General features: G+C 63.7%; 19 protein-coding genes. 4 read left to right on the top strand and 15 right to left on the bottom strand.

Annotated elements, in window-relative coordinates; genetic code table 11:
- Positions 1–253: 253 nt before the first annotated feature.
- Entirely contained in the window at positions 254–463 is a 210-nt protein-coding gene (locus tag AC19YR_RS19880; RefSeq protein WP_017734297.1) for a YebG family protein, read from the top strand.
- 4 nt (positions 464–467) lie between these two features.
- Here the strand turns inward: AC19YR_RS19880 and AC19YR_RS19875 are convergent, their stop codons facing one another.
- Positions 468–1,490 carry a Leu/Phe/Val dehydrogenase gene (locus AC19YR_RS19875; protein ID WP_500599810.1) on the bottom strand — a complete coding sequence of 341 codons (1,023 nt, stop codon included), beginning with the start codon at positions 1,488–1,490 and terminating at the stop codon, positions 468–470.
- Positions 1,491–1,756: 266 nt separating this feature from the next.
- Here AC19YR_RS19875 and AC19YR_RS19870 point away from each other — a divergent pair, with 266 nt between their 5' ends.
- Entirely contained in the window at positions 1,757–2,560 is an 804-nt protein-coding gene (locus AC19YR_RS19870; RefSeq protein ID WP_500599808.1) for a SirB1 family protein, read from the top strand.
- A gap of 1 nt (position 2,561) precedes the next feature.
- On the opposite strand, the gene maiA is transcribed toward AC19YR_RS19870, so the two are convergent.
- Genes maiA through hmgA form a run of 3 tightly spaced genes read right to left on the bottom strand, consistent with a single transcriptional unit; the run spans position 2,562 to position 5,828 of the window.
- Positions 2,562–3,203, bottom strand: a complete 642-nt coding sequence (gene maiA / locus AC19YR_RS19865; protein ID WP_500599806.1) for a maleylacetoacetate isomerase — start codon at positions 3,201–3,203, stop codon at positions 2,562–2,564.
- 12 nt (positions 3,204–3,215) lie between these two features.
- The gene (fahA, locus tag AC19YR_RS19860; RefSeq protein ID WP_500599804.1) at positions 3,216–4,520 is read right to left on the bottom strand and encodes a fumarylacetoacetase; all 1,305 of its coding nucleotides are present in this window, start codon (positions 4,518–4,520) and stop codon (positions 3,216–3,218) included.
- A 3-nt stretch (positions 4,521–4,523) separates the two neighbouring features.
- Positions 4,524–5,828: a homogentisate 1,2-dioxygenase gene (hmgA, locus tag AC19YR_RS19855; RefSeq protein ID WP_500599802.1), complete on the bottom strand. Its 1,305-nt coding sequence runs from the start codon at positions 5,826–5,828 to the stop codon at positions 4,524–4,526.
- Between the two features lie 162 nt (positions 5,829–5,990).
- Here hmgA and AC19YR_RS19850 point away from each other — a divergent pair, with 162 nt between their 5' ends.
- Complete coding sequence (locus AC19YR_RS19850; protein WP_095107883.1) at positions 5,991–6,773, top strand: IclR family transcriptional regulator; 783 nt, start codon at positions 5,991–5,993, stop codon at positions 6,771–6,773.
- Positions 6,774–6,827: 54 nt separating this feature from the next.
- Here the strand turns inward: AC19YR_RS19850 and AC19YR_RS19845 are convergent, their stop codons facing one another.
- The 6 genes from AC19YR_RS19845 to AC19YR_RS19820 all read right to left on the bottom strand — a co-directional run bounded on the left by AC19YR_RS19845 (position 6,828) and on the right by AC19YR_RS19820 (position 15,462).
- Complete coding sequence (locus tag AC19YR_RS19845; RefSeq protein ID WP_095107882.1) at positions 6,828–7,157, bottom strand: hypothetical protein; 330 nt, start codon at positions 7,155–7,157, stop codon at positions 6,828–6,830.
- 131 nt (positions 7,158–7,288) lie between these two features.
- Entirely contained in the window at positions 7,289–7,609 is a 321-nt protein-coding gene (locus tag AC19YR_RS19840; protein ID WP_095107881.1) for a hypothetical protein, read from the bottom strand.
- A 217-nt stretch (positions 7,610–7,826) separates the two neighbouring features.
- Positions 7,827–10,376 (bottom strand): LuxR C-terminal-related transcriptional regulator, encoded by a 2,550-nt coding sequence (locus AC19YR_RS19835; RefSeq protein ID WP_500599801.1) that lies wholly within the window; start codon positions 10,374–10,376, stop codon positions 7,827–7,829.
- A gap of 131 nt (positions 10,377–10,507) precedes the next feature.
- Positions 10,508–12,034: a glycoside hydrolase family 10-like protein gene (locus tag AC19YR_RS19830; RefSeq protein WP_500599800.1), complete on the bottom strand. Its 1,527-nt coding sequence runs from the start codon at positions 12,032–12,034 to the stop codon at positions 10,508–10,510.
- 242 nt (positions 12,035–12,276) lie between these two features.
- Complete coding sequence (locus AC19YR_RS19825; protein ID WP_095107878.1) at positions 12,277–13,644, bottom strand: DUF1329 domain-containing protein; 1,368 nt, start codon at positions 13,642–13,644, stop codon at positions 12,277–12,279.
- Between the two features lie 24 nt (positions 13,645–13,668).
- Positions 13,669–15,462, bottom strand: a complete 1,794-nt coding sequence (locus AC19YR_RS19820; RefSeq protein ID WP_095107877.1) for a DUF1302 domain-containing protein — start codon at positions 15,460–15,462, stop codon at positions 13,669–13,671.
- Positions 15,463–16,057: 595 nt separating this feature from the next.
- On the opposite strand from AC19YR_RS19820, the gene AC19YR_RS19815 reads away from it, so the two are divergent.
- Positions 16,058–16,825 (top strand): N-acetylmuramoyl-L-alanine amidase, encoded by a 768-nt coding sequence (locus AC19YR_RS19815; RefSeq protein ID WP_500599799.1) that lies wholly within the window; start codon positions 16,058–16,060, stop codon positions 16,823–16,825.
- 7 nt (positions 16,826–16,832) lie between these two features.
- On the opposite strand, the gene AC19YR_RS19810 is transcribed toward AC19YR_RS19815, so the two are convergent.
- The 5 genes from AC19YR_RS19810 to AC19YR_RS19790 form a co-directional block, all read right to left on the bottom strand.
- Complete coding sequence (locus AC19YR_RS19810) at positions 16,833–17,744, bottom strand: SDR family oxidoreductase (RefSeq protein WP_095107875.1); 912 nt, start codon at positions 17,742–17,744, stop codon at positions 16,833–16,835.
- Between the two features lie 242 nt (positions 17,745–17,986).
- Positions 17,987–18,889: an alpha/beta fold hydrolase gene (locus tag AC19YR_RS19805; RefSeq protein WP_500599798.1), complete on the bottom strand. Its 903-nt coding sequence runs from the start codon at positions 18,887–18,889 to the stop codon at positions 17,987–17,989.
- A complete protein-coding gene (locus AC19YR_RS19800; protein ID WP_500599797.1) occupies positions 18,889–19,671 on the bottom strand; it encodes a class II aldolase/adducin family protein in 783 nt (260 codons plus the stop codon). The genes AC19YR_RS19805 and AC19YR_RS19800 overlap by 1 nt, the downstream gene beginning before the upstream one ends.
- A gap of 131 nt (positions 19,672–19,802) precedes the next feature.
- Positions 19,803–20,489 (bottom strand): LrgB family protein, encoded by a 687-nt coding sequence (locus tag AC19YR_RS19795; protein ID WP_095107872.1) that lies wholly within the window; start codon positions 20,487–20,489, stop codon positions 19,803–19,805.
- A complete protein-coding gene (locus AC19YR_RS19790; RefSeq protein WP_095107871.1) occupies positions 20,479–20,865 on the bottom strand; it encodes a CidA/LrgA family protein in 387 nt (128 codons plus the stop codon). Before AC19YR_RS19790 ends, AC19YR_RS19795 begins: the two co-directional genes overlap by 11 nt.
- Positions 20,866–20,906: the final 41 nt, after the last annotated feature.

Here is a 20,906-nt window from a genome sequence, read left to right as displayed (position 1 = left end):
GCAGTGGTTGCCGTTGAAATAGCATCACCATAATGGTGACGCGCTCCTGGGTACTCAGGTGGTTGTATTGGGTAGACATGGCAACACCTTACATCAGGCGTTGCACTTGCTCCTTGAGACCGCCCATTGGCACATTTTTAACGTAAACCAGTTGACTGGACTAATCAAGACCTTACGTCGCAGGTCTGACGGGACGCGGGGCTGCGGAGCTCTCATCCCCCCGCTATCTAGGCACTTTGAGGTCAGATAAATCATGGATAAAGCCGAAGCTGATCGTCATGACAAAATGCTGGAACTGGCTGAATTGTTGGCAGAAGTTCTGCAAAAAGCAGTGCCGTCCCTGAGTGAACAGCAAGTGGAAGAAGCCGGGATCTACATGGCCAAAAACCGCGATGTGTTCGCCAAGGCGTTCAAGAGCCAGCCGGACGCCTTGTCCGAGTTGCTCAACCCGCCCGCCGAGTGACGGGCTACAGCCGATAGAGCAGGCGTTCGGCCAGCTCATCGGCCACCCGCGCCGGGGAGCGTTTTTCCGCCTGGGCGTGGGCGAAGACTTCTGTCAGCCGCACACCGATGTTGGACAGGTGAGCAGTGATGGTGGGCAGTTCTTCGCCGCGGTGCTTGAGCGCTACGTAGATCAGCCCGCCCGAGTTAATCACGTAGTCCGGCGCATACAGGATGCCGCGGCTTTCCAGCAGGTCGGCGGTTTGCAGGCTGGTCAGGGGGTTGTGCGCCGAGCCGGCCACCGCCGCGCAGCGTAATTGCGCCACGCTGTGGCTGTTGAGTACGCCGCCCAGGCCACAGGGCGCGAGGATGTCGCACGGGGTGCTGAGCAATGCATCGTTGGCGATGGGGTGGGCGCCCAGTTGTTCCATGGCCAGTTGCACCTTGCCCGAGTCGATGTCGCTGACCAGCAGTTCCGCCCCCGCCGCGTGCAGTTGCTCGGCCAGGGCAAAGCCCACGTTGCCCAGGCCCTGGATGGCCACGCGCAAGCCTTCGAGGTTGTCGCTGCCCAAGCGCGCCATGGCGGTGGTGCGGATGCCGGCGAACACCCCCATGGCCGTGTGGGGCGAAGGGTCGCCCGCCGCGGTGGTGCTGGTGACATGCCGGGTTTGTTGGGCGATGCAGTCCATGTCGGCCACCGAGGTGCCGCTGTCGATGGCGGTGATGTAGCGCCCGTCGAGTTGCTCGACGCAACGCCCGAACGCCTCGAACAACGCCGCGCGGCTTTCCACGTGGGGCGGGCGCAGGATCACCGCCGTGCCGCCGCCCAGCGGCAAACCGGCCAGGGCCGCCTTGTAGCTCATGCCCCGGGCCAGGCGCACGGCGTCGTCCAAGGCGCTTTCGTCATCGGGGTACGCCAGGTAGCGGCAACCACCCACGGCCGGCCCGAGGCGGCTGCTGTGGATGGCAATGACCGCTTTCAACCCGGTGCTGGGGTCGATGCTCAGGTGCATCGACTCAAGGCCGGTGGCTTGCATGAGCGCGAACATTGTCAGGCTCCCGCGGGCGTCAGGTAGAGGCCAAGTATAGGCCCGTGGGAAAAGATTGCCGGAGCATGCAGGAATAAGCGCCACCACCGTTCAGGTTTTACGACATAACCCATCGGGGTGTTCGCTTGGCACTGGACGAAAAGCGGTAGCGGGGCTAAAACGGGGCATTCCCTGATGCCAATATCTGGCACTCCGACCACCTCAGTGGGAACTGGCTTGGCTCGGCGCCTTTTCTGACGGCTATCAGGTATTGCCCGGAGATGCCCATGACCCCGCGCCAAGCCTTTTTCGACTGCCTGCACCGCTCGCCGCCGGCGCTGTTCGAGGCGGCCCTGTGGATCTGCGCCGAGCATGACGCCCGAGTGCAGCCGCACCAGGTGCTCCAGGAGCTGGCCCAATGGCAGCCACTTGTGCGCAGCGGCCTGCCCATGCTGCCGGCGGCGGAACTGGGCCAGCCGCTGCTGCGGCGCATGAATGACCTGGGGTTCGCCCAGGATGACCACATCCCGCTACGGCCTCAGGCCGCGCTGTTGGATAAGGTGCTGCAACGCCGGCGCGGGCAGCCGTTGGCGTTGGGGCTGTTGGCCCTGGAGTTGGCGCGGCGTTTGGAGATACCCCTGGCCGGGGTGAATTTCCCTGGGCACTTTCTGCTGCGGGTGCCAGGGGCCGATCACCTGCTCGACCCCTGCGGCGGGCGGCGCCTGTACCCCAACGATTGCCGCGAGTTGCTGCACCGCCAGTACGGCGCCGAGATGAAGTTGCGCGCCGAACACCTGCACAGCGCCGACCCGGCGCAAATGCTCCAGCGCCTGTCACGCAACCTGCGCCAGTTGCACCTGGCCAATGACGACCACCTCGCTGCGTTGGTGGACGCCGAGCGCGTGCTGGAACTGGGTAACGCCAACGTCGCCGATTACCTGGCCCGCGCCAGCCTTTACCAGCACCTCGATTGCCCCAACGCCGAACGCTTCGACCTGGAACACGCGCTGCTGCTCAGCGACGACCCGATCCAGCGCCTGCGCCTGACCGAACGCCTGGGGCATTTGCCGCCCCACAGCATCGTGCATTGAGTCAGGCCGCCGGCGTGTCCACCTGGTGCAGCGGGTGGGCGGCGATGAACGCCGGGTGCTGCGCCGCCAATGCGGCCACGCGGCGAACCCGCGGGTAAGCCTGCAGCCCCACGCCAAAACGCGCCGCCGCATAGAGCTGAGGGATAAGGTAGACATCCGCCAGCCCCGGCGTGGCGCCGAAGCAGTAGCCTTCCTCGCCAATCAACTGCTCCACCGCCGCCAGCCCCGTGCTGACCCAGTGGTCGATCCACTGCGCCACCGCCGCTTCGTCCTGCCCGGCCTGGCGCAGCCGATTGAGCACGCTGACGTTATGCAGCGGGTGGATGTCGCAGCCGATCAGCGCCGCCACGCCCCGTTCGCGGGCGCGCAGCACCAGGTCGCGGGCCAGCAGGGGCACCTGGGGATAACGTTCCTCCAGGTACTCGATGATGGCCGGCGACTGGATCAGCAACTGGCCCTCGTCGGTGCGCAGGGCCGGCACCCGGCCCTGGGGGTTGAGCGCCAGATAGGCCGCTTGGCGGTGCTCGCCGCCCTCGGCGGCAATCAGGTTGACCGGCACCGCGCGCGCATCCAACCCCTTGAGTGCCAGGGCAATGCGCACCCGGTAGGAGGAGGTCGAGCGGTAATAGGTGTAGAGCTCCATGGCGCGCCTCTCTTAGCGGGCGGCGACGACGGTGCCGCGGCATTCGCCGAAGCCGATGGAGGCGAACCCCTCACGCTGGCAGCGGCCGCGCAGGATGATTTCGTCGCCATCTTCGAGGAACTTACGCACTTCGCCGCTGGCCAGTTCGATAGGCTTTTTACCGCCCTCGGTGATTTCCAGCAGGCTGCCGAACTGGCCGCTTTCAGGCCCCGACAAGGTGCCCGAACCGAACAGATCGCCGGCCTGCAATTGGCAGCCGTTGACGCTGTGGTGGGCGACCATTTGCGCCACGGTCCAGTACATGTACCGGGTGTTGCTCAGGGTCAGGCGATGGGCCGGCAGGTTCTGCTCGCGCATGGTTTGGGTCAGCAGCAGCACCTCCAGGTCGATGTCGAAGGCGCCGTTTGCCTGGTCGCGGTTATCGAACAGGTACGGCAGCGGCTGCGGGTCGCCCTCGGGGCGCGGCGCTTGCGCCTGGCGAAACGGCGCCAGGGCCTCGGCGGTCACCACCCAGGGCGAAATGCTGGTGATAAAGCTCTTGGACAGGAACGGGCCCAAAGGCTGGTATTCCCAGGCCTGGATATCCCGCGCCGACCAATCGTTGAGCAGGCAATAACCGGCGATGTGCTCGGCGGCGTCGCCGATGGCAATCGAGTCGCCCATGGCGTTGCCCTGGCCGATCCAGATCCCCAGTTCCAACTCGTAGTCCAGCCGTGCACACGGGCCGAAGGTCGGCTCGTTTTGCCCGGCGGGCAGGGTCTGGCCCTTGGGCCGCCGCACCTCGGTGCCGGAAGGGCGGATGGTGGACGCGCGGCCGTGATAGCCAATCGGCACGTACTTGTAGTTGGGCAGCAAGGGGTTGTCGGGGCGGAACAGCTTGCCGACGTTTTGCGCGTGCTCGATGCCGACATAAAAATCGGTGTAGTCGTTGATGCGCGCCGGCAGGTGCATCTGGCAATCGGCGGCCAGGGGCAGCAATTTCGCCCCCAGGGCCTGGAGTTTGCCGTGCAGGGTGCTGCCTTCGCTGAGCAGCTCCAGCAAACGTTCGCGCAGGGCCACGCGAGCACCGGCACCCAACTCGAAGAAGGCGTTCAACTGGCCGCCGGCCATGGCTTGGACCGCTGCTCGCGCAGCGCCGTCGAACAGCCCGGCCTCCAGGGCCACCTGCAAGTCGAAGATGCGCGTGCCGATGGCCACGCCGCTGCGCGGCGCCCCGCCCCCCTGGCTGAACACTCCCAGCGGCAGGTTTTGCAGGGGAAAGTCGGCGTGATCGTTGGCGCAGGTAACCCAACTACGGGGGATGCTTGGCTGGTTCATGGGTTATCTCCGGTTCGGGTTGAAAGTCACGGGCAGGCTGGCCCAGCAGGCGTCGTACTGGCCCTGCAATTGCGGGCACTGCAAGGCGAACTCGCTCGGGCGCAGGGCCTGGCTGGTCTCGAACATGAAGGCCATGGTGTTGTCGATTTTGTGCGGCGCCAGCTCGACCTCGATGGCCTTGGTGCAGGTTTCGCCGTCCGGGCCGTGGGCGCTCATGCAACTGTGCAGCGACGCGCCGCCCGGCAGGAAGCCTTCGGCCTTGGCGTCGTAGGCGCCCTGGATCAGGCCCATGTATTCGTTCATCAGGTTGCGGTGGAACCACGGCGGGCGGAAGGTGTTTTCGGCCACCATCCAGCGCGGCGGGAAAATCACGAAGTCGAGGTTGGCCAGGCCATGCACGCTGGTGGGCGAGGTCAACACGGTAAAAATCGACGGGTCGGGATGGTCGAAGCTCACCGTGCCGAGGGTGTTGAAGCGGCGCAAGTCGTACTTGTAGGGCACGTTGTTGCCGTGCCAGGCGACCACGTTCAGCGGCGAGTGGTCGAGCTCGCACCCCCACAGCTCGCCAAGGAATTTCTGCACCAGCGTGGTGCTCTGGCGCAGGTCTTCGTAGTGCGCCACCGGGGCCAGAAAGTCCCGCGGGTTGGCCAGGCCATTGCTGCCGATGGGCCCCAGGTCCGGTAGGCGCAGCGGCGCGCCATGGTTTTCGGCGATATAGCCACGGGCCTGGGCGTCGAGCAGCTCGACGCGAAACTTCAGGCCACGGGGCAGCACGGCGATTTCCAGCGGCTCCAGCTCGAGCACGCCCAGCTCGGTGGCGATGCGCAGGCGCCCCTGTTCGGGCACCAGCAGCAGTTCGCCATCAGCGTTGAAGAACACCCGCTCCATGGAGCGATTGACCGCGTAGTGGTAAATGCTGATGCCGGCAGGCTTGGAGGCCGCCGAGTTGGCGGCCATGGCCACCATGCCATCGATGAAATCAGTGGGCTCGACCGGCATCGGCAGGGGGTTCCAGCGCAGCCGATTGGGCGTCACCGCCCCCAGCCCGCCGCCCGCCAGTTGCCGCGCCAGTTTGACGAACGCTGGGTGGCGCGCCGACGGCTGAATGCGGTACATCCAGGTGCGCCGCGCTTCGCTGCGCACCATGGTGAACGCGGTGCCGGAGAACAGTTCGGCGTACAGGCCGTAGGGAGCTTTTTGCGGGGAGTTCTGGCCAACCGGCAGGGCGCCGGGCAGCGCTTCAGTGGAAAATTCGTTGCCGAAACCGGATTGGTAAGCCAAATCCGCAGAATGGGCGTCGAGGGTCATGGGGCCTCCTGAGCAGGAACAGGCTGTGGCCAACGCCCCTTGCAGGAGATTCGGCACGCCAGAGTTATTTTTATCGTAATCGAATTACGCTTAACGTAATTTGATTGGTATTGACCGTCAAGCTATAAAGACGCCCATTCGTCCCGGGATCACTTTGCCATCATGGAAAAGCCGCGCAGCACCGATAAACAAAAAGTCCGCTCGGCTGAAGTCGGCACCGACATCCTCAAGGCCCTGGCCGAGTTGTCGCCCGCCACCTCGTTGTCGCGCCTGGCCGAGCATGTGCAGATGCCCGCGAGCAAGGTCCACCGTTACCTGCAAGCCTTGATCGCCAGCGGTTTTGCCGAACAGAACGGCGCCACCAACCACTATGGCCTGGGCCGCGAAGCGCTGCGGGTGGGCTTGGCCGCCCTGGGCAGCCTGGATGTGCTGAAAGTCGCCGCCCTGCCCCTGGCCGAACTGCGCGATGAGTTGAACGAAACCTGCTTTCTGGCGGTGTGGGGCAACCAGGGCGCCACCGTGGTGCACATCGAGCCGGCGGTGCGTGCGGTGACGGTGGTCACCCAATTGGGTTCGGTATTGCCCTTGCTCAGTTCGTCCACGGGGCTGGTGTTCAGCGCCTTCCTGCCCGAGCGTGAGACCCGCGAGCTACGCGACCAGGAGCTGAACGCCAGTGCCCAGCACCTGTTGGCCGACGAGGCGGCTTACGCCCAGGTCTGCGCACAGATCCGTGCCCGGGGCCTGCATCACATTCATGGCCTGCTGCTGCCGGGGGTGGACGCCCTCTCGGCACCGGTGTTCAACGCGTTGGGTAATGTCGCGGCGGTGTTGACCGTGGTCGGGCCGACTTCGCTGTTCCAGGCTGACGAAAACGGCCCGGCGGCGCAAAAACTGTTGAGCACAACCCAAACCGTCAGTTGGCGCATGGGCTATCAACCCGCGTAAATAAAAAAGGCCCGACATGAATGCCGGGCCTTCTTACTACAGCCACTTCAAAACTTAGTTGTCCAGAACATCCCGGGCAATGCTGACAGCCATGCTATTCAACTCATCCACCGTTACTGCATGGAAACGGTGGTTTTCATCAAGGCTGTATTGCTGCACATAGAGATTTACACCCGCACCTACGATAGGGGCACGCCCTTCGCGCAAGTGCTGGAGGAAAAACATCGGCAATGAATCAGAGCTGGAAACCACTTCCTTGCCCTGGTCATTAACGACAATGGTGGTCACGAATACTTTTTCTACATCAATCCCGCGACCACCCAAGCGCGCGTGCAACTTGGCCCTTATAAGTTCCAGATCCAACGTTTGTTTTGCCATATCCATGGAAAATCCTTTTTTCATGAAGTTGTATATTCGATAACTCAGCGTACTTGCATAAACCTGCCAAGTAGGCCCCGCCCCAGGTTGCCATCCATTGCCACTGGAGCCGCGTTAGCGTAACGCGAGCGCCGCGATCAGCCCAGAAACAGCGGGGCGACGGCCTGACCGGCCGCATTGATCTGCGCGAAGCTGACACCGCTGTAAAGATGGGCAGTGTCCAGACTGTAGGCGACCGAGTAGATGTTCATGTGGTCACCGCCAAACTGCGGCACTTCGTTATCCTGCATTGCCTTGAGAAAGGCCCATGGCAACGATTCGGAGTAAGACGCCACGGCGATGCCCTGGTCGTTGATAACCGAGCCGGTGATATAAACGCCATCGACATTGTCGACAGTGCCGGCCAATTGTTCTTTCAGTGCATCGCGTACGGCATCGAGTGTAAGTGCTTGAGTCATTACCAGTTCCTTTGGTTAGTTTAAGTACCCGGCATCCAGCGCAGGTACAGAACTAGTTATAGCCATTGAATCGCGGTCGCCACATACGCAAATGTTAATCAATGTGACTTCAAAAGCGATTGGGAAGCGCATTCTATTTATCCGACAAACATAGGCTTCATTGCGTTGCACCAACCAACAAAAAGCCTACAACACTCACTCAATAATCACCCTGAACTCACACCATTAGCCCCAATACTTTGGCCTTGGCCACCGCTTGTGTGCGGCGTTCCACCCCCAATTTGCTGTGGATGCGCCGGGCGTGGGTCTTGACCGTGTGCAGGGAAATGAACAGCTGCTCGGCGATCTGCTGGTTGGAGCTGCCCTGGGCGATCAACTTGAGCACTTCCAGTTCTCGCAGGCTGAGGGGGCTTTCGTTGCCCGCCGTGGCCACGATCGGCGAGCCTTCCAGGCCCAGGCCATGCAGCAGGTGCGGCTGGCGCAGGCGCAGTTCCTGCAAGGCCTGTTGCAGGTTGCACCGCTGCACCAGGCTCAGGCCGCTTTCAAGGGCCTCGCGGGCCAACGCCGTTTCGCCGCGCAAGAACGCCACCTCGCCACGGGCCAGCAGCAACTCGGCCTCCAGGCCATGGCGGCCCTGGCGGCGGGCGCTTTCCAGCAGCGCGGCCAGTTGCTCCAGCGGCTGGCGGGCTTGATTCAAGTGCACGTCGGCGAGGATCAGCAGGTACTCGATGCGCGGGATCAATTCGACGCTTGCCGGTGGCGCCTGCAAGGCTCCCGGCCCACGGTAATGGCGCAACAGCCGGGTAAGGGCTTCGTGAGCCAGTTCGGGGCGGCCCTGCTGTAGCCAGAACTGGCTGCTGATTTGCAGCAGCACGCCACGGTACACGGTGTCGGGGATCTGCCGTTGCTGCATCAAGCGTTCGGCGTCGCGTAGGCGCACAAAGCCGTGGGCATAGTCGCCCTGGTTGACGGCCAGCAGGGCCTGGCCCAAAAAGCCGTACAGCGCCCGTTTGTCCTGGCTCGGCAGGCAGGCTTGCAGGCCGGCCTGGAAAAACACCTGGGCCAATTCACCCTGGCCCTGGCTCAAGGCCAGGCGCCCGCGCCGCAGGGCGATGCGCCCCAGCAACGGGGTGGCGCAGGGCACATGCTGGCTGACCAAGTCGTGCACGCCGCACAGCAGGCTTTCGGCGCGATGGGCGGCGCCGCGCTGCTCCAGTAACTGTGCGTGGTCCAGCTCCAGCAGCGCCTCGAACAGCAACGAGCCCTGGGCCCGCGCCAGGCACAGGGCCTCGCGGTTGATGGCTTGGGCGACGTCCAGCTCACCTTTGAGCAACGCCTGTTGGGTCAAGCCGCACAGGCACAGCAAACGGGCGGTCCAGGCTGAGGCGGGCAGCGCAGCCAGGGCTTCCTGGAAATGTTCGCGGGCCGGTTCCAGGCGCCCCTGCAAGTGCAGCAGCCAACCCTGTTGCGCTTCCCAGCGCGCCAGCAAGAGTTTTTGCTGCGCGGCGCAAGGCTGCGGGGCGAACCGGGCCATTTGCTCGATACATGCCGCCGCTTGTTCAAAACGCCCGGCGAACAACAGTGCGGCGGTCAACAAGCCTACCAGTTGCGGGCTGCCGAGCATCAGTTCTTCGCCCTGCTGCTCGTGCAGGCGCAACAGCAGCACCACGTTGTGCTGCTGGAACACGTGTTCGAAATCGAAATGCTGCAACAGGCTTACCGCCACTTCGTACTCTTGGGCGAGCAAGGCCTGCTCGAACGCCGCTTGCCAGTCTTGCTCGGCGGTGAACCATTGGCAGGCGCGCCGGTGCCACGAACGCCCCACCGGCCATTGCTGGCGGCGGATCAGCTGCGCCAGGGGCTCGAACACCTGGAGCCATTCGCCGCTGTCGTCCCAGGGTTCGATAAAGCAACCCAGGGCCTGCAACGAACGCAGCCACTGCGCGCCCTCCCCCGCGCCGAACAGGTGCTCGCACAAAGGCGCGTTGAAGCGCGGCAGGTGGGCGAGCACGCGCCATGCCTCGGCTTGCTCCGGCGACAGGCAACTGAACAGTTCATGTTCCAGGTAATCGAGCAAGGTGTCCGACGGCCCGGGTTCGCGGTCGGCGACGGCCCAGTCCTTGGTTTCCAGCAAGGCGATGCGCACCCCGGCGCACCAACCGCCGCTGCCCTGGAAGATGCGCTCCGGGGTTTGCGTGCAATAGGGCTGGGGCAGATTGTGGATCAGTTGGCGGATTTCGTCGGCGTTGAACAGCAGCCCATGGCCATCGCATTCGAGCAGTTCATCGTCGAGCAGCAGGCGCGGCCAGTTGCATTGCGGGCGGCGGCGCCCATTGAGCCACCAGATCAGCGCGGGGCTGCTGACCACCAGCAAGCGGTCGAGCAAGCCGTCCAGTTCCGGGGCCGGCACCCGGCAGTAGTCATCCAAAAACAGCCAGGTGGGCGCCTGCAACCGCGCCAAGTGGGCCAGCAGGCTGGGTTCGTCGGCCGCCCCCAGGCCCAGCGCCTGGGCCAGGGCGGCGCACAGTTGTTCGGCGGTTTTCAGCGCGCCGGCCAAGGGCAGCCAGTACACCTGGCAGTCCGCCGGGGCCTGGAGCAAGCACTCGGCCATCAAGGCGCTCTTGCCGCTGCCCGCGGGCGCACACAGCAGGCGCACGCGCGCAGGCGAAGCCATCAAGGGCGCACTCAGGCGCTGGCGCGACAGGTGATGGGACGACAAGCGGGGCAGGAACCCAGGGCGGTCCAGACACAGGCTCATGGCGGTCATTGCGGCGGGCCTTTTTTATTTTTATCCAGCGTGCCTCCACCCTAGCCCTCTGCAAGACGCTTGTTGAGAGCTATTCAGCACGCTGATTGGCCACCATAAAAAACCGAGCCGCCACGGTGCCGCGGCCGCACTTACCAGGCCAATGTCGCCGCGCTCTCGAAATGCCCGCGATCCAGCGCCGTGACACCGTAGGTCACAGCGCCCGCGTCAGGGTTGGCGTCGGTCCAGTGAGCGCTGGCGCTTTCACAGCGCACCGTCGCCACCAGGCAATCGGCGCGCGTGGTGTCCAGCGCTTTGCCCGGCGCACTGCGGTACACGGCGTAGTAACGGGTCTGGCCGGGCGTGTTGGCCGGGTGGTCCTGCCACTGCAATTGAGTGCCCGCCGCCGTCTCCTCGCGCCGCACGGCCACCGGGGGTTGAGGTGCGCGACCTGTCTTCCAGGCCATGGCAGGGATCAATGCCGGGTGTTGCCACACTTGCGCGCGGATCGCCGCGACGGCCCGTGCAGCCTGGGGTGCACGTAGCGACAGGTGGCGAAACAGCACGCTGCCGCTTACCTGCGGGTTGTCGGTGTTCCAGGTCAATTGCCGACTGATTTGCGTGATGCCCTCGTCCTCTGCCCAACCCGGTTCCCGGGCACTGGCGACCCCGACTTTGTAGAGGGCCTCACCGATGTACAGGTGCACATTGCGCCCGCGTACCGTGTCGGCCCACCACTTGGCCACCACCTCGAAGGGCGCCACCTCCAGGTCAAAGGTCCAGTAGACCTGGGGCAGGATGTAGTCCAGCAGTTCTTCGTGAACCCAGCGCCGGGTGTCGGCAAACCCCACGTCGTAATTGGGGGCGCCGTGGCGGGTAGCCGAGCCCAGGGGATCGACGCTTTGGTTACGCCAGACCCCGGCAGGGCTGACGCCGAACTTTATCCCTGGGTCAAATTCGCGCAGGGCGGCCGACAGTTCGCGGATAAGTTGATAGGTGTTGTCGCGGCGCCAGTCGCCCTTGTCGGCAAAGTCCTGGCCGTAACGGGCGAAGGTGGCGCTGTCGTCTAGTGGCGAGGCGGCGGACTCGTAATAGAAGTAGTCATCGAAGTGCACGCCATCGATGTCGTAGTTGCGCGCCACCTCCATCACGGCCTCGACGATCGCGCTTCGCGCCTGGGGGATGCCGGGGTCGATCACGAAGCGATCGGAGGCGCTGGCGATCCATTGCGGCTGAGCCTGGTACACGCTGGCGGGGCGCCCCGGTGCCACGCGGTTCAGTTGTTCGACCGTGGCGGGCGAACGATCCATCGAGACGCGGTAAGGGTTGAACCAGGCATGCAGCTCCAGGTTGCGCCGATGGGCCTGCTCGATGACGAACGCCAGCGGATCGAACCCTGGGTCCTGGCCCAGGGTGCCGGTCAGGTAGCGTGACCAGGGTACGAGGGTGGAGCGGTAAAAGGCATCGGCACAGGGCCGGACTTGGAAGAACACCGCGTTCATCCGCAGGCTCACTGCTTCGTCGAGCATGGCGGTCAGTTCGCGTTGTTGCAGGGCCACGCGCTCGGCCTCGTTGCTGATGGCCAGCGACTGCTTGGATGGCCAGTCAAGGTTAAGCACCGTGGCAATCCAGCTTGCGCGCAAGTGATGTTTGGTCGTTGTCGTTAGGTGATGAGTCATGGCTCGGATTCCTGATGACGGGGGCCTGGTGGTATCCCGTCGATAACGCACTTGCAGGCACTCCGTGGGCCTTGAGCCTAATCAAGCCGTGGAGGTTTACAGGGGTGAGGGGCAGATTCAGAAAAGCCCTGCGATGAGTGCCGATCCATTCCCCCCTGAACATAGGAAGAGCCTGACAGGTTGGCGCTGATCTGTGGGAGCGGGCCGGGCAAGCCCGCCCCCACAAGGAGCGTGGCAAGCGATCAGCGCACCCCGCTGCTGCGCAGGGCCGAGGGAGTGTAGTCGGCGGCTTGGGCCTTGAAGCCGAAGATCAAGCTGTGTTTTTCCTCGTTCTTCATGCCCAGGGCGATGTAACGGCCGGCGATCAGGTCGTAGAGGGTTTCCAGGGTGTAGGCCGGGGCTTGGTGGTTGTAGTAGAACTGCGCATGCCCTTCGGCCACCCGCCACAGTTGCCCGCGGCCGTCATAGTGATCGACCAGCGCGGCCTGCCAGCTGTCTTCGTCGATGTACATGTGGCGCTTGGCGTAAATGTGGCGCTCGCTGGGCTTGACCGTGCCGACCACTTCCCACACCCGGTGCAGTTCGTAGCGGGTCAGGTCCTGGTTGATGTGCCCAGCCTTGATGACGTCGTCGTACTTGAGGGTCGGCGAGTCGAGCTTGTAGCTGTTGTAGGGGATGTACATCTCTTTTTTGCCGATCAGTTTCCAGTCGTAGCGGTCGGGGGCGCCGGAGAACAGGTCGAAGTTATCCGAAGTGCGCAGGCCATCGGCGGCGGTGCCCGGGCCGTCGTAGGCCACTTGCGGGGCGCGGCGCACGCGGCGCTGGCCGGCGTTGTAGATCCACGCCAGGCGCGGTTCTTTCACCTGGTCGAGGGTTTCGTGCACCAGCAGCACGTTACCGGCCAGGCGCGCCGGGGCGGTCACCGATTGTTTGAAGAAGGTCAACACGTTGGCGGCCTTGGCCGGGTCCATGTCGGGGATCAGGTTGGGCACGGCGATTTCTTCTTCAAAACGGATCGGTGTGTAGCTGCCGTTCGTCTGCGGCGTGGCCTGGGTGATGATGCGTTTGACGTTACCGCCGTGGTAGCGGGTGATGTGGTTCCACAGCACTTCGACGCCGTTCTTGGGCAGCGGGAAAGCGTAGTAGCGGTTGCCGGTGAAATTGGCCAGGCCATTGCCGTCGTTGATGGTGGTCACGTTCAGGGCGCTGCGCTTGGCCGCTTCGTAGACCTCGTCGGGCAGGCTCACGGTGCGGTGGGTTTTGTACACCGGGATTTTGTAGGTTTCGGGGTAGCGCTTGAACATTGCCACCTGGCCGTCGGAGAGTTTGTCCTTGTACTTGTCCACCGTGGCCGCGGTGATGGTGAACAGCGGTTTTTCATCGGCGAAGGGGTCGGCCAAAAAGCCCTTGCTGTCTTCAGCGCCGGCGTTCTTGCCGATGCCGCCGGTCCAGGCCGGGATCGAGCCATCGGCGTTGCCGGCCTTCTCGGCGCCTACCGGGGTCAGGCTGGTGCCCAATTTGGCGGCCTCTTCGGGCGATACCTGGGCCATCACGTTCAGGGCCAGCAAGCTCAGGGCCAGGGCGCTGCATTGCAGAATCATCTTGCGCATAAAAGTTGTTCCTCTTGTGCCGAATCAGAAGTTCACGCCAAAGCTCAAGGCCAGGAAATCGCGGTCGGTCAGGGTGTTGTAGTCGCCGCCGAAGAAGTCGGTGTAGCTCAGGCTGGCGGTGTAGGTGTTGCGGTAGTCGGCATCGACACCGAGGCTGACCGCTTTGGCGCCTTCGTTGAACAGGCCGTTGGGGCCGTAACCCTTGACGTCATGGGACCAGGACAGGTTGGGCTTGAAGTTGATGCCCGCCACCAGGTTGTTGTAGTCCAGGATCGCCCGGGCGCGGTAACCCCAGGAGGTGGCCGTGACGAAGCCTTCGGTGTCGCCGCCATAGCCGTACTGGCCGTAGACCGAGTCGCGGCCGTAGCGGATCTTGTCCCGCGATTCCAGGCCCCCGACCCGCACCACCGCCGCCTCGCCCACCAGGGTCAGGCGATCGGCACCCAGCACTTGGTCGAAGAATTGGGTCATGGTGCTTTGGATTTGGGTGACTTCCTTGCGCCGATAGCCGGTGTTGTCGGCGCCCAGCGAAGTGGCCAGCGGCGAGGTGGCGCCACCGGTGAGCGGGTTGAGCAGGGCCAGGGTCAGGTCGTTGGTGTTGACCTGCACGGGGGCGTTGGGGCGGTAGCTGATTTCGCCGGTCCACGCGGTGCCGGTGCGCAGGGTCGTGGAGAAACTGGCGCCGTAGAGGCGGATGTCTTCGGGGTATTCGAGGTAATACTTGCCCCGGCCCAGCATCACGCTTTGCGCCAGGCCCGCGCTGCTGCCCGGTGCCAACTGCTCGGCGATGCGCAGCATGCCCGGCAGCGCGGCCACGGTGGAAGCGCTGGCGGTGGTGGTGCCCACGGTGGGGGTGCGGCTGTGGTAGTTCATGAAATACAGACCGTACTCGGTGTCGTCCCCCAGCCAACGCAGGGCCGTGCCCCACTGCCCGGAATCGCGGGCATCGCGGTCGCCCGTGCGGCCGATGACCACGCCTTCGGAGGTGACATTGATGTCCTGGCCGAACGCCGCCGCCAAGGGCCGAAACGGCGCAATCGCCGGGCTGCCGACGGTGTAACCGGTGGTGCAACCGTCCTGCACCACGTCCACGCCGAAGTAGGTGCCACAGTTGTCCACCACCGTCTGGTCCCACTCCAGTTGGTAGAAGCCCTCGATGGTGAGTTGGTCGGTCAGGCCCTGGGAGGCGAACAGCATGTTCACCGGGACCAGGCCTTCCTTGATTTCCGCGCCGGGGCGGCGGAAGGCCGAAACGTCCACCGGGTTGATGCTGTTGATGGAGTTACCGATAAAGGTGCTCTCGCCCCAACTGACCACTTGCTTGCCTGCGCGCACGGTGCCCGGCAGGTTGGCGATGGAATAGTTGTGGTAGACGAAGGCGTCGAGGATCTGCGCGCCGGACGACTTGGAGCCTTCCTTGCGGTTGTGGTCGCTAATCTGCTTGAACTCGCGGTCTTCGTCCTTGAGCTCGAAGTCGTACCAATACTTGCCGCGCACGAACACGCCGGTATCGCCGTACTTGAGTTCGAGGTCGTGCAGGCCCTTGAAGATTTTCGAGAAGGTCTCGCCCTTCTTGAAGTTCAAGCGCCCGTCATCACCGGTGGAAGCCTGGCCCGTGCCGCCGTTGGACACCCCGACCAAATCCTTGTCGGCACTGCGCATGCCCCAACTGGCGCCGACCGAGAGGGAAGAGTCGAATTGCCCCTCGATTTCGCCAATGTTGAATGAAACCGCTTGCGCCTGGGCACAGCAGCCCATAGCCACCGCCGCGGCGAGCGCCTGCGGCGTGAAGATGGCGCGCATTGTTGTTTTTGTCATGCGTCTTCCCCGGTGAGTGAACAGAAGGCCTCACCCTACTGCCGGCACTACGCAGCGATAAGCGCACCAAGGAGGTATTCACGCTGTACCTCTAAAGGATGACACCCCCCTCTAGCCCAGGCTTGCGCACGCCATGCACGGGATGGATAGCGGGGCATCAGGGGCGTGGATTCAGGGCCAGCGGCCACTGTTACCTGAACTGCAACAGTCTTTGTCGACAATCGCGCTGTTTCCCCGGGGGGCAAGCTCTTATTCTTACCGGGCTCTCACAGCCATCCCCGCTGTAAGAGCAAATGTTCAATAGCTGTTTAGTTGCACTTATTGAACGACCGTTTTTATCTAAGTTGATGGCTCAACTTAGCGCTGCGTGTTCACTGACGTAGATTTGTTGCTCCTTGATCTGACGTCTTACTTTAGCCGCTGCCGATGCAGCGGCTTTTTTTTGCCTGTGGATAAGTTGGCGTAAAACTTACGCGACTGGGTGAAAACAACTACAACCCTCAGCGACAACCGCGCAAACCCGAACGGCTAGCCTGATTCAAGTGACTTAGCGAGGCATGCGCCTTGGTTTAACCCCACTTATTCAGGCACCTTTATGTTCCCCATCAACACTACGCGTTATCGCTCAACAACAGGCTTTAATGGCCGCGTACGTTTTTTAATCATGCACTACACCGCGGCCAACTTTTCAGTCTCGGTCAATGCCCTGACCGGGCCGAATGTCAGTGCCCATTACTTGGTGCCCAATATTGTCGACCCCACTTACCGCCAGGCCGGTTTCACCGAACAGCAGATATTCAACCTGGTGGATGAAGACAAGCGCGCCTGGCACGCCGGAGTCAGCAGTTGGGCCGGGCGCAATAACCTGAACGACACCTCCATCGGCATCGAGGTGGTCAACCAGGCCAGCGACAACCAGGGCCAATTCACCTTCCCGCCCTATCACCCGCAACAGGTCGAAGCCATCGCCCAACTGGCCAAAGACATCCTGCAACGCCACCCGGATATCAGCCCGACCCATGTGCTGGGCCACTCGGATATCTCCGTGGGCCGCAAGAGCGACCCGGGGCCGATGCTTCCCTGGCATGAGCTGTATTTGCGCGGCATCGGGGCCTGGTTCGACCCCGCCACCCAAGAGCGCTTCGCCAGCACCTACAGCGCCAATGGCGTGCCGGCGCGGGCCGAGGTGATCGCGCTGTTCAAGAAATATGGCTACGACGTTGCCGCCGCGACCACTGAGGTGGGTTTCCAGCGTTTGGTGCGGGCCTTCCAGTTGCACTTTCGGCCCGAGAACTACAACGGCGTGCTGGATGTGCAAACCGCCGCCAACCTGGCGGCGCTGGTGAGCAAGTACATGCCTTGAGGGCGGGTCAGAGGGCGTACTTTTGCAGGTTGGCCATCATTTCCTTCAAGGCTTCGATGTTGTCCTTGGGGTGGGCCGCCCCGTCGAAGTCGCAGATCTGCTGCCAGTGGGCGGCGACATCTTCCGGCGAGAAGCCTGCACGGGGGTCGAACCCGGCGCCGAGGCTGCGCTCCCAACGCACCTTGCCGATCCAGCCGCCGCCAACCTCAAACAGGCCGCTGGTTTCCTGGCAGTTTTCGCTACCCAGATACACCACCAGCGGGCTGACCAGTTCCGGCTTGAGTTGCTCGAACACTTGCGGCGGGATCAGGCCTTCGGTCATGCGCGTACCGCCCGTAGGGGCGATGGCGTTGACCAGGATGTTGTTCTTGCGGCCCTCGATGGCCAGGGTGCGGGTCAGGCCATAGAGGCCAAGCTTGGCCATGCCGTAGTTGGCCTGGCCGAAGTTACCGTAGATGCCCGAGGTGGACGCGGTGAAAATCACCCGCCCGTAGTTTTGCTCGCGCAGGTGCGGCCACGCGGCGCGGGTCACCTTGTAGGCGCCTTCGACGTGGACGCGGTACACCAGGTCCCAGTCGCTGTCGTCCATTTTGTGGAAGCTTTTGTCCCGCAGGATGCCGGCGTTGTTGACCAGTACATCGACGCGACCGAAAGCATCGAGGGCGTTCTGCACGATTTTTTCGCCATCGGTGACAGAGTCGTGGTTGGCCTCGGCGGTGCCGCCGGCGGCGCGGATTTCAGCCACCACGCGGTCGGCGGCCGAAGCGTTGGCGCCTTCGCCCTGGGCCGAACCGCCAAGGTCGTTGACCAACACCTTGGCGCCATGGCGCGCAAACAGCAGCGCGTGGGCCCGCCCCAGGCCACCGCCGGCACCGGTGACAATCACGACTTTATCTTCCAAGCGCACAGACTCACTCATAACGAACTCCCGCAGGGCCAATGACTAATGCCCCGAGTGTCGGGCACCGGCGTTCTGGTCACAATAAACACGGCCCACGCTGAATGGTGCGCGATAAGGCTGGGGGATAAAGCGCCGGATTTGCTCTGTAGCAAGCGGGCTTGCCCGCGCGGGGGTGCGAAGCAGCCCTGACGGATGTGTGCCCATCCATTTTTACGCCCGCCATGCCGCCGAGCGCGGGCAAGCCCGCGTGTTACAGGTGCTCAGGAACAGGCGCGGATACGCGGCGGCGCGGCCAGTTGTTCGCGAAAAGCCAGGTAATGCCACAGCACCTGCACCGGCGCTTCCGCGTGGGGGTAATGGCCAATGCCGGGCAGGGTCACGGTGTCGGCGCCGGGGATCAGTTGCCGGTAGCGCGCCACCATGTGGCCACCCGACACCGGGTCGGCTTCGCCGTCGATCACCCGCAGCGGTAAATCACCGCGCTGCATGGCGGCGACCCAGCGGTCGCGGTGCACGCGCCGTTCGGGCACGTAAGCCATGAGCCGGTGCAGGATGCGCGGCCCGTGGTTGCTGGCCACCAGGCTCCAGAAGTCGTCCAGGGCACTCTCGCTGGGGCGGGTGTGGGGGCCGAAGATCTGCCGGAAGTTCTTGACCAGCGTATCGCGGCTGAACGCCCGGCCGATCATCCAGCCCAAGGGGCTAAGCAGCAGTTTTTGCATCAGCACCGGGCGGTGGGTTTCCGGGAACAGCCCGCCGTTGAGGAACACGCAACTGGCCAGGGCGCTGCGGCCTTCGTAATGGCGGGCCAGCAACTCTTGCGCAACGCTGTCGCCGTAGTCGTGGGCCAGCACATGCACGGGCTCACTGACCTGCACGTGGGCGAGCAAGGCCAGTTGCAGGTCGGCTTGCTCGATCAGGCTGTAGCGGTGCTGGCGCGGTTTGTCGGAGTCGCCGAAACCGAGCATGTCGCAGGCAATCACGCGGTAGCGTTGGGCCAATGGTTGCCATAGGTAGTGCCAGTCCCAACTGGCGGTGGGGAACCCGTGGATCAGCAGCAGCGGCTCGCCCTGGCCTGCGGCCCAGTAACGGATGCGGTGGCCGCGAAACGTAAAGCTCTGCGCGCGTTTGCGCCACACGCTCAGGGGGATCTCGGCCAGTGGCATCAGTCGCGGTATCCGCTGTGGTGTTGATCGAGTTTGCGCAGCAGCGCCGGCCAGGCCAGCGCGCCACCCATGCCCTGGGCACTTTTGGTGACACCGGCGACCATCGCCTTGGCGCCGGCGAGGATCTGCGGCTCGATGTGGATCAACTGCGCCGCACCGTTTTGCGCCAGCACCTGGATTTCGCAGGTGCGCTGGAAGGTGAACATCATCAAGAAGGTGTCGGCGATGGTGCCGCCGCAGGTCAGCAGGCCATGGTTGTGCAGCATCAGAAAGTTATTCGGCCCCAGGTCGGCTTGCAGCCGGGCCTTTTCCTCATGGTTGAGGGCCACCCCTTCATAGGCGTGGTAAGCCAGGCTCGACAACACGAACAGCGACTGCTGGCTGATGGGTAGCACACCCTGGCGTTGGGCCGACACGGCCACGCCGGCGGCGGTGTGGGTGTGCATGACGCAGGCTACGTCGTGGCGCACTTCATGCACCGCGCTGTGGATGGTGTAGCCGGCGGGGTTGATCTCGTAGGGGCTGACCATCAGTTTGCGCCCGGCCTGATCGACCTTGACCAGGCTGGAGGCAGTGATTTCGTGAAACATCAGGCCGAACGGGTTAATCAGGAAATCTTCGGTGCCCGGCACCTTGGCCGAGATGTGGGTGAAGATCAGGTCATCCCAACCGTGCATCGCCACCAGGCGATAGCAGGCCGCCAGGTCAACGCGGGCCTGCCATTCGGCGGCGCTGACGAGGTCTTTGACACTGGTGGACGACGGGGCTGGGGCTGGGCTCACGGCAACGGACCTCGCGTTGGGTTTTTTTATTGTTCAGCGAATGTCCTGGCAGTCTAGTCAGGTGGCGCGTGCGCCGTAGTTGCATTGGCAGCCAGCTTACTGGCCGAGGGAGTCATCCTGGCGCAAGGTTGCTACAACAGGGCGGCCAACAATGGCGCGGCGAACAGGTTGAGCAACCCGGTCAGGACCATCACCAGGCCCGCCACCGAGCCCTCTTCACCGCCCACTTCCTGGGCGCGGCTGACCCCGGCACCATGGGCGCCCACGCCGAACAGCGCACCGCGGGCCAGGGCGCTGCGCAGCGGCAGCCACTTGAGCAGAATGCCGCCGAGCAAGGCACCGAACACCCCGGTGAACATCACGAACACGGCCGTCAGCTCCGGCACGCCGCCCAGGTCGTGGGCCAGGGGCATGGCAAAGGGCGTGGTGATGGAGCGCGGCACCAGGGACATGGTTACCGAACTGTCCAGCGCCAGGGCCTTGGCCAAACCGTAGGAACTGGCAATCGAGGCCACGCTGCCTGCCAGCATGCCCAGCGACAGCGCCGACCAGTGCCGGGCAAGCAAACGCCGTTGCTGCCAGATTGGCACCGCGAAGGCCACGGTCACCGGCCCCAGCACCAACATCAGCCAATGGGTGTTGCGGGCGTATTCGGCGTAGGCCGTGTGCAGCGGCACCGCCAGAGCCAGCAGCAGCGCCGGCACGAGGATCAGCGGCGACAACACATAGCGCCCGGTGCGCCGGTAGAGCCAACGGCTGAACAGGTACGCGCCCAGGGTCAGCAGCAGCCAGAACACCGGCATCGGTTCAAACGTCATGGCGAGTCCTCCAGCGGCACACCCATTCCACGGTGAACGCGGTGACCAGCATCACCAGCAAGGTGCTGACGCCAATCACCAGCAGGATGCGCCAGCCGTCATGGCGTAGCAGGCTGCCGTAGTCCAACAGGCTCATCAGCGCCGGGATAAAAAACAGCAGCATTTCCGCCAACAGCAGGCCCGCGCCCAATTGCAACGCGGCAGGCTTGACCACGCCCGAGGCGAACGCCAACAACAGCAACGCCAGGCCAATCACCCCGCCGGGAATCGGCCAACCCAGCCACACCGCCAACTGGCAGCCCAACAGGTAGATCGCCAACAGGATCGCCAACTCGCCCAATAGGCGGGCCAGATGTTTTAACGCAACAGGTTTCATGGTGGGGGTCCTCTGAGAGGCTCAGTTTAAAGAAGCCCCTT

The sequence above is a fragment of the Pseudomonas sp. MF08817 genome (assembly GCF_059862705.1).
This window is presented reverse-complemented; position numbering and strand designations above follow the sequence as displayed.